Origin of the sequence: Streptomyces sp. NPDC002773, assembly GCF_040295605.1 — a bacterium.
Classification (GTDB): domain Bacteria; phylum Actinomycetota; class Actinomycetes; order Streptomycetales; family Streptomycetaceae; genus Streptomyces.
In genome coordinates this window covers 160,597-177,248 of record NZ_JBEOVO010000015.1, presented here as the reverse complement: position 1 = coordinate 177,248, position 16,652 = coordinate 160,597, and the positions used below count along the sequence as shown (strand labels likewise).

The following is a 16,652-nucleotide window of genomic DNA, read 5'->3' as shown; positions in this document are numbered from 1 at the left end:
TGAGTTCTCAAGGAACGGACGCTTCCTTTGTACTCACCCTCTCGGGCTTTCCTCCGGGCTTCCCTTCGGTCTTGCGTTTCCGACTCTATCAGATCCTTTCGGCGTCTGATCCCCAGTCAGCGGGATTTGTCTTTCCGGCTGTTGGGCCGTTCCGACGAGTGAGACTTTAGCGGATTCCCTGCCTCCGACGCTAATCGGGCGGCTGCGCTCAGGTTCGAACGCGGATTCCTCATTTCGCAAAAACGCACGGAAAGCAGAACGGCGCGACAAAGCACCGTCAGCTTCTGTGGGTCTTGCGGAATGGCTGTCCGGGGCCGACCGGGGTCGGTGCTCACGTCGGACAACTCGGAGAACCTTACGGATCGGTCAATCCCGTGTCAACCCCGGTCCTCGGGCGTACGCTCTGCCCATGACTACGCATGCGCACACCACCCAGTGGTGGGCCGCCTGACCGGCGGCCCGCACTCGCGCATGCACCACGCGGCCGCCGACTCGGCGGCCGTTCGCGTATCCCCCTCCGGGAGCCGGCCGTCGGGTCGGCGCTCAGGAGAAGAGGGAGAACGAACGCGATGACGAGGATCTTCAGCGGGGTCAAGCCGACCGGGCACCTGACACTGGGCAACTACCTCGGGGCTGTCCGGCGGTGGGTCGAGACGGACCAGCATCGGACGGAGGCGCTATTCAGCGTCGTGGACCTGCACGCGCTGACCGTGGAGCACGATCCGGCGCGAGTGCGGCGGCTCAGTCGGCAGGCGGCCACGCTGCTGCTTGCCGCAGGGCTGGATCCAAAGCTGTGCACCTTGTTCGTGCAGAGCCATGTGGACGAGCACGCACGGCTGTCGTACCTGCTGGAGTGCACGGCCACGGACGGCGAGCTGCGCCGGATGATCCAGTACAAGGAGAAGAGCGTCCAGGCGCGGACGGCTGGGCAGGGTGTGCGGCTGTCCCTGCTGACGTATCCGGTGCTGATGGCGGCGGACATCCTGGCGTACGGGGCCGACGAGGTGCCCGTGGGTGAGGACCAGACGCAGCATGTGGAGCTGACCCGGGATCTGGCGGTGCGGTTCAACCAGCGGTACGGGCACACGTTCACGGTGCCGAGGGCGACGCGGCCCGAGGTGGCGGCGCGGGTCATGGACCTTCAGGACCCCACTTCGAAGATGGGGAAGTCGCACGCGAACGGGGCCGGGATCGTCTATCTGCTCGACGACGCGGAGACCGTGCGGCGGAAGATCATGCGCGCCGTGACCGACAGCGGGCGGGACGTGGAGTACGACCGGGAGGGCAGGCCGGGCGTCGCGAACCTGCTCGATCTGCTGGCGGCCGCGACAGATGGGAACCCCGAGGCGCTGGCCGGTGTATATGAAACGTACGGATCGTTGAAGAAGGACACGGCGGAGGCGGTCGTCGAGCTGCTGAGGCCCCTGCGGGAGCGGCATGCCGAGCTCGCGGCGGACCCCGGCTTCGTGGACCAGGTGCTAAGGGACGGGGCCGAGCGGGCCCGGGGGATGGCGCGGCCGCTGGTGGACCGGGCCTATGGCGCGATCGGGCTGTTGCCTGCCGGGTGACGGAACGCGTTGCGGTAGTCGCGTGGGCTGGTGGCGAGGTGCGAGGCGAAGTGCTGGCGCATCGTGACCTCGCTGCCGAAGCCCGCGCGGCGGGCCACCTCGGGGAGGGGATGGTCGGTGAGTTCGAGGAGTTTCTGGGCGGCGGCGACGCGCTGGCCGATGAGCCAGTGCAGGGGGGTGGTTCCGGTGGTGGCCTGGAAGTGGCGGGCGAAGGAGCGGGGAGACATTCCTGCTCGGGCGGCGAGGGTCGCGACGCTGTGGGGCTCGTCGAGGCGGGCGAGGGCGTGGGCGCGGACGGCGGCCAGGGCGTCGGCGTCGCGGTCGGCGCGGGGGGTGGGGTGCTCGATGAACTGGGCCTGGGTGCCCGTGCGGAAGGGGGCGGTGACCATCGCGCGGGCGATGGCGGCGGCGGCTTCGGCTCCGTGGGCGGTGCGGACGAGGTGGAGGCACAGGTCGATGCCTGCGGCGGTGCCGGCGGAGGTCCAGATGCCGGTGTCCTCGACGAAGAGGGCATCGGGTTCGACCTGGATCTCCGGGTGGCGGGTGGCCAGGGTCCCGGCGAGGTGCCAGTGGGTGACGGCGCGGCGGCCGTCGAGGAGTCCGGCGCGGGCGAGGACGAAGGCGCCGGCGCAGAGCGAGGCGACCGGGATGCCGGCGGTGTGGGCGCGGCGGAGGGCGTCGAGGACGGGGGCCGGGAGTTCGGCGTCGGGGTCTTCGATGCCTGGGACGAGGACCAGGTCGGTGGGGGTGAGGTGGTCGAGCCAGGTGAGTGGGGTGTCGGGGGTGAGGGTGAGGCCGCCGCGCAGGGGGATGGGGGTGTGCGGGTCGGCGGCGGCCCTGCGGAGTTCGAAGGGCGGGACGCCTCGGAGGGTGCGGTCGCTGCCCCAGACCTCGGTGATGACGGAGATGTCGAAGGCGCGGACGCCGGGGAAGGAGAGGAGGGCGATGCGCTGGGGGCGGCGCCTGGGGGCGGGTGTGGGTGGCACGTGGGGCACGGTTGGCAGTAAAGCATCGATCGCTGTCATTTGTTCTTCTGGGAGAGCGGTCGGGGCGGGGGAAGGATCGTGGGTATGGAGATCGCACAGAACGCAGCGCTGGTTGTCGTCGACGTACAGAAGGGCTTCGAGGAGGAGTTCTGGGGGAAGCGGAACAATCCGGCCGCGGAGGAGAACATCGCGGCTCTGATCGACCTGTGGCAGGAGACGGGGCGGCCGGTCGTCTTCGTGCGGCACGACTCGCTGGAGGGCTCTCGTTCGCCGCTGCGGGCGGGGTACGTGGGAAACGCGTTCAAGGACTTCGTCGAGGAGCGGCGCGGGAAGGGCAGGGGGCCGGAGCTGCTCGTGACGAAGACCGTGAACTCGGCCTTCTACGGGGAGCCGTCGCTCGACGGGTGGCTGCGTGGGCAGGACATCGCGCAGATCGTGATCGTCGGGATCCAGACGAACATGTGCAACGAGACGACGGCCCGGATGGGCGGGAACCTCGGGTACGCGGTGGTGTTCCCGCTGGACGCGATGCACACCTTCGACCTGGAGGGGCCGTTCGGATGGTCGCGGAGCGCGGATGAGCTGACGCGGGCGACGGCTGTGTCCCTGCACGGGGGCGGGTTCGCGGAGGTCGTGTCCACGGAGGAGGTCGTGCAGGGGGCGTCCGCCGGGGTCCGGTGACCCCGGCGGGGGGGGGGCAGTGCGTCAGCTGTTGCCGGAGGCGAGTTCGCGGCTGCGGTCGCGGGCGGCTTCGAGGGCGGCGATGAGGGCGGCGCGGACGCCGTGGTTCTCGAGCTCGCGGATGGCGCTGATGGTGGTGCCGGCCGGGGAGGTGACGGCTTCGCGGAGCTTGACGGGGTGTTCGCCGCTGTCGCGGAGCATCACGGCGGCGCCGATGGCGGCCTGGACGATGAGGTCGTGGGCCTGGGCGCGGGGCAGGCCGAGGAGGATGCCGGCGTCGGTCATGGCCTCGACGAGGAAGTAGAAGTAGGCGGGGCCCGAGCCGGAGAGGGCGGTGGCGGCGTCCTGCTGGGACTCGGGGACGCGGAGGGTCTTGCCGACGCCGCCGAAGATCTCCTCGGTGTGGGCGAGGTGCTCCGGGGTGGCGTGGCTGCCGGCCGAGATGACGGACATCCCCTCGTCGACGAGGACGGGGGTGTTGGGCATGACACGGACGACGGGGGTGCCGGTGGTGAGGCGGTCCTCGATGAAGGAGGTGGGGATGCCGGCGGCGGCGCTGATGACCAGGCGGTCGGCGGCGACGTGGGGGGCGAGTTCGTCGAGGAGGCGGCCCATGTCCTGGGGCTTGACGGCCAGGATGAGGGTGTCGGCGCGCTTGGCGGCCTCGGCGTTGGTGACGGTCTCGACGCCGTAGCGGGTACGGAGTTCCTCGGCGCGTTCGGCGCGGCGGGCGGTGACCAGGAGGTTCGCGGGGCGCCAGCCGGCGCGGATCATGCCGCTGAGGAGCGCTTCACCGATCTTGCCGGTGCCGAGGACTGCGACGGTCTGGGTCATGGCTCTGTTCACCTCGCCGGAGGGGGTACGTGTCGTCATCCTCGCACCGGTGGGCCGGGTGGTGTGCGGGTGTCCGAGGGGCGGTCACGCCGTGCGGCGGCGGAGGGTGGCCGCGCCGAGGGCGAGGACGAGGAGGGCGCAGCCCCCGACGACGAGGGCGTCGCGGACGAAGTCGCCGGTGATGTCGGGGTGGCGGAGGACCTGGTTCATGCCGTCGACGGCGTACGACATCGGGAGGACGTCGGAGATCGCTTCGAGGGCGGGGGCCATCCGGTCGCGTGGGGTGAAGAGTCCGCAGAGCAGCAGCTGGGGGAAGATCACCGCCGGCATGAACTGGACGGCTTGGAACTCGGAGGCGGCGAAGGCGGAGACGAAGAGGCCGAGGGCGGTACCGAGGAGGGCGTCGAGGAGGGCGACCAGGAGGAGGAGCCAGGGGGAGCCGATGACGTCGAGGCCGAGGAACCAGACGGCGAGGCCGGTGGCGAGGGTGGACTGGACGACGGCGAGGAGGCCGAAGGCGAGGGCGTAGCCGGCGATGAGGTCGGCCTTGCCGAGGGGCATGGCGAGGAGGCGTTCCAGGGTGCCGGAGGTGCGTTCGCGGAGGGTGGCGATGGAGGTCACCAGGAACATCGTGATGAGGGGGAAGATGCCGAGCAGCGAGGCTCCGATGTTGTCGAAGGTGCCGGGGCTTCCGTCGAAGACGTAGCGGAGCAGGAAGAGCATGAGGCAGGGGACGAGGAGCATCAGGGCGATCGAGCGCGGGTCGTGGCGCAGCTGACGCAGGACGCGGGCGGCGGTGGCGAGGGTGCGGGCGCTGCTCATGACCGGGCTCCTCTTGGGGGGTGCGGGCTGCTCATGGCCGGGGCTCTTCCTGGGGGGGTTCGGGGGTGTGCCGCGCGGACGGTGGCGGCGTCGACCAGGTGGAGGAAGGCCTCTTCGACGGTGGCGGTGTCGTTGCGGCGGCGGAGGGCTTCGGGGGTGTCGTCGGCGAGGATCTCCCCTTCGCGCATGAGGAGGAGCCGGTGGCAGCGTTCGGCCTCGTCCATGACGTGTGAGGAGACGAGGAGGGTCGTGCCGCGGTCGGCGGCGATCTGGTGGAAGAGGTTCCACAGGTCGCGGCGGAGGACGGGGTCGAGGCCGACGGTGGGTTCGTCGAGGACGAGGAGTTCGGGGGTGCCGAGGAGGGCGACGGCGAGGGAGACCCGGCTGCGCTGGCCGCCGGAGAGCCGGCCGGCGAGGGAGTCGGCGTGCGGGGCGAGGTCGACGTCGTCGATGGCCCGGTCGACGGTGGTGCGGCGCTCGTGGCGGTGGGCGCGGCCGGGGAGCAGTACGGCGGCGAAGTAGTCAAGGTTCTGGCGGACGGTGAGGTCGTCGTAGACGGAGGGGGCCTGGGTGACGTAGCCGATGCGGGAGCGGAGGGCGGGGTCGCCCGCGGGGTGGCCGAGGACCTGGAGGGTGCCGTCGACCTTGGCCTGGGTGCCGACGATGGCGCGCATGAGGGTGGATTTGCCGCAGCCGGAGGGGCCGAGGAGGCCGGTGATCCGGCCGGCGGGGACGGTGAAGTCGAGGCCGCGCAGGACGGTGCGGTCGGCGCGGACGGCGGTGAGGCGGTGGGCGGCGATGGCCGCGGGGGCGGGGGGTGCGGGGTCGGGGGGTGCGGGGTCGTTTGGCTCACCCGGTGCGTAATTCATCATGTGATGAATAGTGCGCCTGGGGGTGCCGGGGGTCAAGCATCTGGGCGGCGCCGAGGGTGCGGGCGGGCGGGCGGCTGCGGCGCGGTGGGCGGTTGTGCCCACCCGTTCCGCCCTTGCGGAACAGATGCCCACAACCTGGCCGGCGGAGCGGGCGGCCCTGGCGGCGTGGGGGGGTGCCCACCCGTTCCGTTCTTGCGGAACGGGTGCCCACAACCTGGGCGGGGGGCCTAGCGGCGCTTGGGCTTTTTGCGGGCGGACGGGTTGCCCGTGCGGGTGCCGCGGCGCTTCTCGAACTGCTGGCGGGCCTTCTCGTACTCCGTGCGGTGCAGCTTCTCGCCGGGGGCCTCGACGAGGCAGCGGACGCAGTACGCGAGGAGCGAGCCGATGAAGCCGATCGCCTTGAGGCTGCGGAGGGACTCCTCGCGGGCCGGGTCGGTGGGCCGGCGGAGGAAGCCCTCCCACGTCTTGCGGAAGGCGATGGCGCTGCAGACCGCGAACATGACGACGACCAGCATGTTGACGATGCCGCCGATGTCGGCGATCTGCAGGCCCTCGTAGGCGAAGCGCAGCACGAGGCAGGCCGCGACGGCGGCGGCGAGCGAGCCGGCGGCCAGGCCGGCGCGGCGCAGCGCGTAGTGGCCGCTGTGGTCGACCCAGGTCGTGCCGAAGAAACGGATCTCCTCGGCCTGGGGACCGGCGGGGGTGCCGCCGGTCGTGCTGGGGGTCTGCTCGTCGTCGCTCACGGGATCGATTATCCCCGGGGCGACGGAGGCGGGTCTCAGGCGCAGCGCGGGGCGACGAAGCCGTCGCTGCCCGTGCGCACGTACGCGTCGGAGATGTACTCGCCCGGCGCTATGTTGTCCCAGATCCGCGTGGTGCCGTACGGGCCGCTGATCCACTCGCCGTTCTTCTGGCAGTGGATCGCCACCGTGGCGTCCAGCGGCAGCACCCGGACGACCGGGTACTGGGTGCTCGGGCCCGACCGCACGTTGACCCGGTAGCCCGGCGCGACCGCGTAGCGCTTCGCGCTCAGTGCGGTCACGGTGTCCCCCGCGGTGTTCTTCTCGTCCGTATCCATGGTGTCCTCCCCCTTGGCGCAAAAGCGCTCCACAGAGTTTCACTCTCCGCGACGCGCAGGCTAGCAAGCCCCACCGACATCACGGGTGCCATGGACTAGGCTCCGTCGGGTCGCGCAGGTGCGCGCGAGGTGACGGGGAATCACACGGGGGTGGGCGATGCCGCCGTTGCGCGGTACCGGTGCCGACCGGGAAGCGGAGGAGCCCGAGTACGCGGGCGACTACCGTCTCCAGGCATGTCTGGGCGCCGGCGGCATGGGCGTCGTACACCTCGCGGCCTCGGCCTCGGGGCTGCGGCTCGCGGTCAAGGTCGTGCACGCACGGTATGCGGAGGATCCCGAGTTCAGGGCGCGTTTTCGCCAGGAGGTCGCCGCCGCCCGCCGGGTCAGCGGGGCCTTCACGGCGCCCGTCGTCGACGCCGATCCCGATGCCGTACGCCCCTGGATGGCCACCCTCTACGTCCCCGGGCCCACCCTCGCCGACCAGGTGAAGCGGAACGGCCCGCTGTCCCCCGCCGAACTGCGCCGGCTCACCGCCGGGCTCGCCGAGGCGCTGCGCGACATCCACCGCGCCGGTGTCGTCCACCGCGATCTCAAGCCCAGCAACGTGCTGCTCACCGACACCGGCCCCAAGGTCATCGACTTCGGCATCTCCCGGCCGGTCGACAGCGATCTGCGGACCGAGACGGGCAAGCTCATCGGCTCACCGCCGTTCATGGCGCCCGAGCAGTTCCAGCGGCCCCGTGAGGTCGGGCCCGCCGCCGACGTGTTCGCCCTCGGCTCGGTCCTCGTGCACGCGGCGACCGGGCACGGGCCCTTCGACTCCGACAGCCCGTACATCGTGGCGTACCAGGTCGTCCACGACGAGCCGGATCTGACGGGCGTGCCCCCGGAACTGGCGCCGCTCGTCGCGCGCTGCCTCGCCAAGGAACCCGCCGACCGGCCCACTCCGGGCCAGATCATGGCGGCGCTGCTGCCGCCCTCGTACGCGGCGGAGGCGTTCATACCGGCGCAGCGCCGGCGGCCCTCCCTCCCGGGTGGAGAGGATCGCGACGCCGGTCCCGCGCCCGCGTGGGACGCCGACACGCCGGTACGGGCCCCCGCCGCTCCCGCCTCTCCCCCGCGCCGCCGGGGCCCCCGGCTCGGCCGGCCGCGTCTGCCGATCGCCGTCGCCGCCGCGCTCGCGCTGGCCGGGGCCGGGCTGTACGCGGCCCTGAGCCCCTCGGCGCCCGGCGGCCGCGAGACCCCCGCCCGCCCGGCCGAGGTGGCCACCGCCTTCGCCGGCTGGCAGACCACGCTCCAGAAGCACGGCCCCACGGTCGCGCCCGCGTGCGCCCACGCCGGGGGCGCGCTGTACTGCTCGGCCCGGAGCGTCGGCCTCGCCCGCCTCGACCCCGTGACGGGACGCGTGCTCTGGTCGCGGACGGCGCCGGTCAAGGCGGAGAATCCCCTCGCGCCCTTCCTGCTCGCGGACGGGCTGATCGGCGCCGCCGCTCCGACGGGACCGCCGCGCGCCTACGCGGCTGCCGACGGCGCGCCCGGCTGGACGGCCGAGGCGGAGCTTCCCGAGCTGTACCGCCCCGCCGGTACCGCCGTCGTCCTGTCCGACGGGCGGGGCGGGCTCCGGGCCGTCGACAGCCGCAGCGGGAAGGAGCTCTGGCGGCACGGCCTGGCCGGCTTCGGGGTCCCGCTCCCGGGACCGTACGACGCCGAATCCGGGCTGCTCACCGTGGCCGAGGCCTCGGCCGACGGGAAGCGCACCCGGGTCGGCGGGATCCGCCCCCGGACGGGTGAGGTGGCCTGGCAGCGGAACCTGGACGGTGACCTCGATCCGCTGGGCCGCACCGGCGACGGCACGCTGATCCTCGGCTCCCGCTACCAGGGGACGCTGGTCGACGCCCTCGTCCTTCTCGACCCGGACGGCGGCGCCGTACGCCGGGTCACCCTGCCGCACCGGATCGACGTCCGGGGCGTCGCCGTGCGCGGCACCGTCGCCCACGTGCTCGACGCGAACGGGCACCTCACCGCCTTCGACACCGCGGCCCCGAAGGGGCGGGTGCTGTGGGAGCTGGAGACGGGCGCCGGCAACGTGTCCGTGCCCGTCGTCGGCCCCGGCGACCGGCTGTACCTCTCCGTCCAGGACGGGCGGCTGCTCGCCGTCGACACCGCGCGCGGGGCGCTGATCGGCCAGACCCGGCCGCGGCTGCTCAACGGACGCCTCGAGTACGCGTCCCTGGTGCCGCCGCCGCTGGTCGTCGGGGACCGGGTGTTCGGCACGGCCCCGGACGGCTCCGTCTTCGCGGTGGACGCGCGCGACCCCGCGTCTTGGTGATCCACGTGGTTCTCCTGCTCCACGCGTGCGCGTAGCAGCCCGTGACGTGATCCGCGCGCGCGTGGCCCGTGCGCGTACCGGGGAAACACAGCGGCGGCAGGGAGCGGGCATCGTGCCGCTCCCCGCCGCCGCGGGTCCTGCCGGTACCGGGGTCAGCCCAGCATCGTCACGTCGCGGACCGCGCCCTTGTCGGCGCTCGTCGCCATCGCCGCGTACGCGCGCAGGGCCGCCGACACCTTGCGCTGGCGGTTCTTCGGCTCGTACACGCCGTTCAGCGCCTCCCGGCGGGCGGCGAGGGTGGCCTCGTCGACGAGGAGCTCGATCGAGCGGTTCGGGATGTCGATACGGATGCGGTCGCCGTCCTCGACGAGGGCGATCGTGCCGCCCGAGGCCGCCTCCGGCGAGGCGTGGCCGATGGACAGGCCCGACGTACCGCCGGAGAAGCGTCCGTCCGTGATCAGCGCGCAGGTCTTGCCCAGGCCCCGGCCCTTGAGGAAGGACGTCGGGTAGAGCATCTCCTGCATGCCGGGGCCGCCGCGCGGGCCCTCGTACCGGATGACGACCACGTCGCCGTGCTTGACCTGCTTGTTCAGGATCTTCTCGACGGCCTCGTCCTGCGACTCGCAGACCACGGCCGGGCCCTCGAAGGTCCAGACCGACTCGTCGACACCGGCCGTCTTCACGACGCAGCCGTCGACGGCCAGGTTGCCGTGCAGGACCGCGAGGCCGCCGTCCTTCGAGTACGCGTGGGCCCCGTCGCGGATGCAGCCGCCGGCCGCGTCCACGTCGAGCGCCGCCCAGCGCTCGGACTGCGAGAAGGCGGTCGCCGAGCGGACGCAGCCGGGGGCCGCGTGGAACAGCTCGACGGCCTCGTCCGACGGCGAGCCGCCGCGGACGTCCCAGGTGTCCAGCCACTCCTTGATGGAGCGGGAGTGGACGGAGTGGACGTCCTCGTCGAGGAGGCCCGCGCGGTAGAGCTCGCCGAGGAGGGCCGGGATGCCGCCGGCGCGGTGCACGTCCTCCATGTAGTACGTGCGGTCCTTGGCGACGTTCGGGGCGACCTTGGCCAGGCAGGGCACCCGGCGCGAGACCTCGTCCATGTCCGGCAGGCCGTACTCGAGCTCGGCCTCCTGGGCGGCGGCGAGCAGGTGCAGGATCGTGTTGGTCGAGCCGCCCATGGCGATGTCGAGGGCCATGGCGTTCTCGAAGGCCCCGCGGGTCGCGATCGAGCGCGGCAGGACCGAGGCGTCGTCCTCGTCGTAGTAGCGACGGGTGATGTCGACGACCGTGCGGGCCGCGGCCTCGTACAGGCCCTTGCGGGCGGTGTGGGTGGCGAGCAGCGAGCCGTTGCCGGGGAGGGAGAGGCCGATCGCCTCGGTCAGGCAGTTCATCGAGTTGGCGGTGAACATGCCGGAACAGGACCCGCAGGTCGGGCAGGCGTTCTCCTCGATGCGGAGGATGTCCTCGTCCGAGACGTTCGGGTTCACGGCGTCGGACATCGCGTCGACCAGGTCGAGCGTGCGGACCGTGCCGTCGACGAGGGTCGCGCGGCCGGCCTCCATCGGACCGCCGGAGACGAAGACCGTCGGGATGTTGAGGCGCAGGGCCGCCATCAGCATGCCGGGGGTGATCTTGTCGCAGTTGGAGATGCAGATCAGGGCGTCGGCGCAGTGCGCCTCGACCATGTACTCCACGCTGTCCGCGATCAGGTCGCGGGAGGGCAGGGAGTAGAGCATGCCGCCGTGGCCCATCGCGATGCCGTCGTCGACGGCGATCGTGTTGAACTCGCGGGGGATGGCGCCGGCGGCCGTGATGGCCTCGGAGACGATCCGGCCGACCGGCTGGAGGTGGGTGTGGCCGGGGACGAACTCCGTGAAGGAGTTGGCGACCGCGATGATCGGCTTCCGGCCGATGTCCGCGCCGGGTACACCGGAGGCGCGCATAAGGGCGCGTGCGCCCGCCATGTTGCGACCGTGGGTGACTGTACGGGACCTCAGCTCGGGCATCGTCGCTCGCTCCTCGTGATGGGTGGGCCTGCTTCGAGCGTACGCCGACGGACCAAGATCTGGACAGGGCGTCCGTATGGCGGACGGAATGTTCAGGGACCGGACGTAGCCGTCGGGGTCAGGCCTCGGTCAGGTACCGCTGGAGGGTCGGGGCCACCATCGCCACGATCTTCTCCGGGTCCGCCGACGCCAGCGGCTCGACCTGGATCACGTACCGCAGGATGGCGATCCCGATCATGTGGGAGGCCGCGAGCTCCGCGCGGAACTTCGGGTCCGGTACGTCGAGCTCGTCCGCGATCCGCTCCAGGAGCCGCCGCAGCACGAAGGTCCGCAGGACCTTGGCCGCGGCCTCGTGGGTCAGCGCCGAGCGGACGACGGCGAGGAGCGGGGCGCGGCTCGCCGGGTTCTCCCAGACGCCGATGAAGAACCGCGCGAGCCGTTCCCCGATGGTCTCGCGCGGGCCGCCGACGATCGCGGGGACGACGGTCGCCGGCTCGAAGGAGACCTCGATCGCCGCGGCGAAGACCTCGTCCTTCGTACCGAAGTAGTGGTGCACGAGCGCCGGGTCGACCCCGGCCGCCTTGGCGATGCCGCGGACCGAGGCCTTGTCGTAGCCGCGCTCGGCGAACTGGGCGCGGGCCGCCTCCAGGATGCGTTCCCGCGCGCCGGGTCCGCTCTCCTCCTCGGTACGGGACGGGCGGCCGCGGCGGCGCGGAGCCGGTTCGGTCACGGCCGCGGGACCCGGGACGGGCGGGTGGCCGCCGAGGCGAGGTGGAGCCGGGTGAAGGCGAGGGCCTCCGCGAGGTCGGCCTCGCGTTCGGCGGCTGACATCGCGCGACGGGTGTTGACCTCGATCACGACGTGGCCGTCGAAGCCGGTGACCGCGAGGCGCTCCAGGAGCTCGGCGCAGGGCTGGGTGCCGCGCCCCGGGACCAGGTGCTCGTCCTTGGCGGACCCCCTGCCGTCGGCGAGGTGGACGTGGCCGAGCCGGTCGCCCATGCGGTCGATCATCGCGAGGGCGTCGGTGCGGGCGGTCGCGGTGTGCGAGAGGTCGACGGTGAAGTGCCGGTAGTCGTCCTTGGTGACGTCCCACTCGGGGGCGTACGCGAGCATCTCGCGGTCCTTGTACCGCCACGGGTACATGTTCTCGACCGCGAACCGTACGTCGGTCTCGTCCGCCATCCGCCAGATGCCGGTGACGAAGTCCTTGGCGTACTGGCGCTGCCAGCGGAACGGGGGGTGCACGACGACCGTCGACGCGCCGAGCCGCTCGGCCGCCGCCTGGGCGCGCTGGAGCTTGACCCACGGGTCGGTGGACCAGACGCGCTGGGTGATGAGGAGGCAGGGGGCGTGCACGGCCAGGATCGGCACCTGGTGGTAGTCGGAGAGCCGGCGCAGCGCCTCGATGTCCTGGCTGACCGGATCGGTCCACACCATGACCTCGACGCCGTCGTAGCCGAGGCGCGCGGCGATCTCGAAGGCCGTCGCCGTCGACTCCGGATAGACCGAGGCCGTCGACAGGGCGACCTTCGCATCCGGGACGCGCACCGCTGGTTCTGCCACGGGGACAGGGTACGGGGCGGGCCGGGGGGTGGGGGGTGGTTCAGGTCACGCCGGGGGGCGGGGGGTGGTTCAGGTCACGCCGGGGGCGGGCCGGGGGTTCTACGGGTGGTCCCGGCCCTCTCCCCCGTCAGTGGCCCGGCAGGTGGTCCAGGCGGCGCAGGATGACGCCCTCGCGCAGGGCCCAAGGGCAGATCTCCAGTTCCTCCACCCCGAGCAGGTCCATCGCGCCCTCCGCGACCAGCGCGCCCGCGAGGAGCTGTCCCGCGCGGCCCTCCGAGACGCCCGGCAGGGCCGCGCGCTCGGGGATGGTCATCCCGGCGAGGCGCGGGACCCACTCCTCCAGGGACTTGCGGGTCAGGCGCCGCTGGACGTAGAGGCCCTCGCCCGAGCCGGGGGCGCCGGCGATCCTGGCCAGCTGCTTGAAGGTCTTGGAGGTGGCCACGACGTGGTTCGGGCGCCCGGAGCGGCTGAACTCGCTCACGTTACGGGCGATCTGCGCGCGCACGTGGCGGCGGAGGGCCTTCACGTCGTCGAGGTCGGCCGGGTCGCCCCGCAGCCAGCCGGCGGTCAGCCGGCCCGCGCCGAGCGGCAGGGAGACGGCCGTGTCGGGGTCCTCGTCCATGCCGTACGCGACTTCGAGGGAGCCGCCGCCGATGTCGAGGAGGAGCAGCTTGCCCGCGGACCAGCCGAACCAGCGGCGGGCGGCGAGGAAGGTGAGCCGGGCCTCCTCCTCGCCGGTGAGGACCTGGAGGTCGATCCCTGTTTCGTCCTTCACGCGCGCGAGGACGGCGTCGGCGTTGCTGGCCTCGCGGACCGCGGAGGTCGCGAACGGCAGCACCTCCTCGCAGCCCTTCTCCTCGGCGGCCAGGAGCGCGTCCCTGACGGTCGCGATGAGCCGCTCGACGCCGTGCGGGGCGATGGCACCCCGCTCGTCGAGGAGTTCGGCGAGCCGGAGCTCCGCCTTGTGGGAGTGGGCGGGCAGCGGCCGGGCGCCCGGGTGGGCGTCCACCACCAGGAAGTGCACTGTGTTCGAACCGACGTCGAGGACTCCGAGTCTCATGGGCGGAACGGTACTGCGCCCACCCGCATACGCTTGGTGGTGTGCCAAAGACGAAGAAGGCGAAGCCCGGCAGGGACAGCGGCGACGACACGGCTGCGACAGCGGCTGTGACGACCGCCGCGGCCGCCGGGGCGGGCGTGAGGGCCGGCAAGGCCGGCGGGGCCGTGAAGAACGGCAAGAAGCGGGGCAAGGGCGTGGAGCCGGACGAGAAGGGCCTGGACTTCGCGCGCGCGTGGGTCGAGTTTCCCGACCCGGCCGACGACGAGCAGGTCTTCCGTTGTGACCTGACCTGGCTGACGTCGCGCTGGTCGTGTGTCTTCGGCAGCGGCTGCCAGGGCATCCAGGCCGGCCGGGCCGACGACGGCTGCTGCACGCTGGGCGCGCACTTCTCCGACGAGGACGACGAGAAGCGCGTCGCGACGCATGTGGCACGCCTCACTCCGGAGCTGTGGCAGTTCCACGACGTCGGTACGGAGACGGGCTGGGTGCAGCTCGACGAGGACGGCGACCGGCAGACACGCCGCTGGGAGGGGTCCTGCATCTTCCAGAACCGCCCCGGGTTCGCGGGCGGCGCGGGCTGCTCGCTGCACATCCTGGCCCTGAGGGAGGGCAAGGAGCCGCTGGAGACCAAGCCGGACGTCTGCTGGCAGCTGCCGGTGCGGCGCACGTACGACTGGATCGACCGGCCCGACGACACCCGCGTCCTCCAGGTGTCGATCGGTGAGTACGACCGCCGGGGCTGGGGCCCGGGCGGCCACGACCTGCACTGGTGGTGCACCTCGGCCACCTCGGCGCACGGGGCCGGGGAGCCGGTCTACGTCACGTACCGGCCCGAGCTCACGGAAATGATGGGCAAGGAGGCGTACGAGGTCCTCGCTGGACTGTGCGAGGCCCGGCTCTCCTCGCAGCTGCCGCTGGTCGCCCCGCACCCAGCCGACCCGAAGGTCTAGGAGCCGGGCCGGGCCGAGCCGGGGACGCGGCCGGACTCGGCCGGCGGCTCGTTCAGGGCGAGGGCGGCGGGGACGTTTCTTCCGTCGCCGACGGTGCGGTGGTCGGCTCCGTCGTGCCCGGGTCCGTCGTGGTCGGAGGCGGTTCCTCCGTCGTCGGGGGCGGGGTGGTCGGCTCCGTGGTGGGCGGGCTCGTCGGCGGGGTCGTCGGCTCCGTGGTCGTCGGCGGCGGCTCCTCCGTGGTCGGCGGAGGCGTCGTCGGCCCGGTGGTGGGCGGGCTCGTCGGCGGGGTCGTCGGCTCCGTGGTCGTCGGCGGCGGGGTGACCGGGTCGACGACGGGCGGCGGGGGGGTCTCGCCGCGCCCGTCGATCCTGACCACCGCGCCCGAGGGGTTCACCCCCATCCGGGCACTCCAGGCGCCCCGGGGCTCGCGGTCGTGGTCGACGCGGACCGCGATGATGACCTTCTCGCCGGGGCGGAGCGTGCCGGATGCCCGGCTGACGTACAGCCAGGGCGCGTCCGTCCACAGCGACCACTCGACGGGGGTGCCGCCCTCGGCGATGAGCGTGAGCAGGGTGAGGTCGCCCTGGCCGCGCGCCTCGACCGTGATCCAGCCGGGGGCGGTCTCACCGGGCCGGGCCGGGCCGGTGGGGGCGGTGGGGGCGCCGGGGCTGATCACCTCGACGGAGACGTCGGGGGCGCGGCTGCCCCTCGTGAAGCGGGGCTCCGGGGTCGTACGGGCGTTGCCCGTGTTCTCGTACCGGTCGTAGGGGCGGCCGTCGGGGCCGACCGGCTCGTCGGCATCGCTCGCACTGATCCGGGAACCGTCGTGGGCGCTCACGTCGGCGGCCGGGGCGCCCCGGTACGAGGTCCAGAGGGCGAGGACGGGTGCGGCGACCACGGCGGCGACGACGGTGGTCGTCACCGCGCGGGCCCGCATCCGGTCGCGGCGGGCCGCGTGGTCCTTCGGGTCCATGGGGAAGCCGGTCGGGGTGAAGCGCGGGGCTCCGGCACGCGCGCGTGGGACGTGCAGCATCGCCATGTACGCGGCGGCTCTCGGCGCCTCGACGAGCGGCAGCCCGCCCGGGGGCAGGGCTCCGGCACCGGGCCAGGGGCCGGTGGCGCCGACGCGCTCGGCGGCCCGCCGGCAGCGGGGGCAGTCGTCGACGTGCCGTACGAGTTCGGCCCGCAGGGCGGCCGAGAGGAGCACCTGGTGGTCGCCGGTGAGCCGGGCGACGGTGGGGCAGCTGCCGGTCTCGACGACGGCGAGCGCGGCGCGGGTCCGCTCGACCTCGCAGCCGGCGGTGGCGAGGAGCTCGCGGGCCGCCAGCGGGTCGAGGGAGAGCACGGCGGCGACCTGGCGGTGGCTGAGACCGTGCCGTACGGCCAGTTCCAGGGCCTCGCGCTGCTCGGGGGTGGTGCCGGCGGCCTCGGGCCACGCGAGCAGGGCGAGTTCGGCGCGGCGCCGCTCGGCGGTCTCCTCGGGGACCCGGGGCGGCTCGGGGGCGGTGACGGCGGGGCGGCCGGTGTGGGCGCCCTGGCGCTTGCGGCGCTGCTCGCCGAGGCTGCGCAGGCAGGCCCAGCGGGCGAGGGCGTACAGCCAGGCCGTACGGCCGTCCTCGTCGGAGGGGCAGCGGCCGTGGTGGCGCTCGGCGACGGCGAGGACGTCGCCGAGGACGGCGGTGGCCGTGTCGTGGTCGCAGAGCACGGAGAGGCAGTACGTGAAGAGGCCGTCGAGGGCGGCCTCGTAGCGGGCGGGGGGCTTCCGGCCGAGCGCGCGCGGTCCCTCGTCCGGGGCGGGGTGCGCCCGGTGTGCGCCGGTGGTGCGTGCGGGGGAATCCAGCCTGCTGCTCGTCACCGGTCGACCGTAGGCAGGGTGGGGGGCACTTTTCGTACCGGTCGCGCT

General features: G+C 73.1%; 15 protein-coding genes. 4 read left to right on the top strand and 11 right to left on the bottom strand.

The genetic code is table 11. The annotated features are described in order from the left end of the window. Nucleotides 1–569 precede the first annotated feature (569 nt). On the top strand, nucleotides 570–1,568 hold the full coding sequence (gene trpS / locus ABT034_RS20205) for a tryptophan--tRNA ligase (protein ID WP_351216991.1): 999 nt from the start codon (nucleotides 570–572) through the stop codon (nucleotides 1,566–1,568). Here the strand turns inward: trpS and ABT034_RS20200 are convergent. Further along, complete coding sequence (locus ABT034_RS20200; protein ID WP_351216989.1) at nucleotides 1,535–2,593, bottom strand: GlxA family transcriptional regulator; 1,059 nt, start codon at nucleotides 2,591–2,593, stop codon at nucleotides 1,535–1,537. The genes trpS and ABT034_RS20200 overlap by 34 nt on opposite strands. 45 nt (nucleotides 2,594–2,638) lie before the next feature. Here ABT034_RS20200 and ABT034_RS20195 point away from each other — a divergent pair, with 45 nt between their 5' ends. After that, nucleotides 2,639–3,235, top strand: coding sequence for a cysteine hydrolase family protein (locus ABT034_RS20195; protein ID WP_351216987.1), 597 nt, complete (start codon nucleotides 2,639–2,641; stop codon nucleotides 3,233–3,235). 24 nt (nucleotides 3,236–3,259) lie between these two features. On the opposite strand, the gene proC is transcribed toward ABT034_RS20195, so the two are convergent. From proC to ABT034_RS20170, 5 genes are all read right to left on the bottom strand, one after another. Continuing rightward, a complete protein-coding gene (gene proC, locus ABT034_RS20190; protein WP_189803333.1) occupies nucleotides 3,260–4,069 on the bottom strand; it encodes a pyrroline-5-carboxylate reductase in 810 nt (269 codons plus the stop codon). 84 nt (nucleotides 4,070–4,153) lie between these two features. Further along, the gene (locus tag ABT034_RS20185; RefSeq protein WP_351216984.1) at nucleotides 4,154–4,891 is read right to left on the bottom strand and encodes an ABC transporter permease; all 738 of its coding nucleotides are present in this window, start codon (nucleotides 4,889–4,891) and stop codon (nucleotides 4,154–4,156) included. Further along, nucleotides 4,888–5,763: an ABC transporter ATP-binding protein gene (locus tag ABT034_RS20180; protein WP_351216982.1), complete on the bottom strand. Its 876-nt coding sequence runs from the start codon at nucleotides 5,761–5,763 to the stop codon at nucleotides 4,888–4,890. Before ABT034_RS20180 ends, ABT034_RS20185 begins: the two co-directional genes overlap by 4 nt. 227 nt (nucleotides 5,764–5,990) lie before the next feature. Then, nucleotides 5,991–6,506, bottom strand: a complete 516-nt coding sequence (locus ABT034_RS20175) for a hypothetical protein (RefSeq protein ID WP_351216980.1) — start codon at nucleotides 6,504–6,506, stop codon at nucleotides 5,991–5,993. Between the two features lie 35 nt (nucleotides 6,507–6,541). Then, a complete protein-coding gene (locus tag ABT034_RS20170; RefSeq protein WP_351216978.1) occupies nucleotides 6,542–6,841 on the bottom strand; it encodes an SH3 domain-containing protein in 300 nt (99 codons plus the stop codon). 157 nt (nucleotides 6,842–6,998) lie between these two features. Here ABT034_RS20170 and ABT034_RS20165 point away from each other — a divergent pair, with 157 nt between their 5' ends. Then, nucleotides 6,999–9,170 carry a serine/threonine-protein kinase gene (locus ABT034_RS20165; protein ID WP_351216976.1) on the top strand — a complete coding sequence of 724 codons (2,172 nt, stop codon included), beginning with the start codon at nucleotides 6,999–7,001 and terminating at the stop codon, nucleotides 9,168–9,170. Nucleotides 9,171–9,322: 152 nt separating this feature from the next. Here ABT034_RS20165 and ilvD read toward each other — a convergent pair whose 3' ends face one another. The 4 genes from ilvD to ABT034_RS20145 form a co-directional block, all read right to left on the bottom strand. Continuing rightward, nucleotides 9,323–11,176, bottom strand: coding sequence for a dihydroxy-acid dehydratase (gene ilvD / locus ABT034_RS20160; protein WP_351216974.1), 1,854 nt, complete (start codon nucleotides 11,174–11,176; stop codon nucleotides 9,323–9,325). 118 nt (nucleotides 11,177–11,294) lie between these two features. Beyond that, on the bottom strand, nucleotides 11,295–11,906 hold the full coding sequence (locus ABT034_RS20155) for a TetR/AcrR family transcriptional regulator (protein ID WP_351216972.1): 612 nt from the start codon (nucleotides 11,904–11,906) through the stop codon (nucleotides 11,295–11,297). Continuing rightward, entirely contained in the window at nucleotides 11,903–12,739 is an 837-nt protein-coding gene (locus ABT034_RS20150) for a sugar phosphate isomerase/epimerase family protein (RefSeq protein WP_351216970.1), read from the bottom strand. Before ABT034_RS20150 ends, ABT034_RS20155 begins: the two co-directional genes overlap by 4 nt. 127 nt (nucleotides 12,740–12,866) lie before the next feature. Beyond that, nucleotides 12,867–13,799, bottom strand: coding sequence for a Ppx/GppA family phosphatase (locus tag ABT034_RS20145; RefSeq protein ID WP_351216968.1), 933 nt, complete (start codon nucleotides 13,797–13,799; stop codon nucleotides 12,867–12,869). 194 nt (nucleotides 13,800–13,993) lie between these two features. Here ABT034_RS20145 and ABT034_RS20140 point away from each other — a divergent pair, with 194 nt between their 5' ends. Beyond that, nucleotides 13,994–14,749, top strand: a complete 756-nt coding sequence (locus ABT034_RS20140) for a DUF3109 family protein (RefSeq protein ID WP_502972996.1) — start codon at nucleotides 13,994–13,996, stop codon at nucleotides 14,747–14,749. A 52-nt stretch (nucleotides 14,750–14,801) separates the two neighbouring features. On the opposite strand, the gene ABT034_RS20135 is transcribed toward ABT034_RS20140, so the two are convergent. Next, on the bottom strand, nucleotides 14,802–16,604 hold the full coding sequence (locus ABT034_RS20135) for a BACON domain-containing protein (protein WP_351216966.1): 1,803 nt from the start codon (nucleotides 16,602–16,604) through the stop codon (nucleotides 14,802–14,804). Nucleotides 16,605–16,652 lie beyond the last annotated feature (48 nt).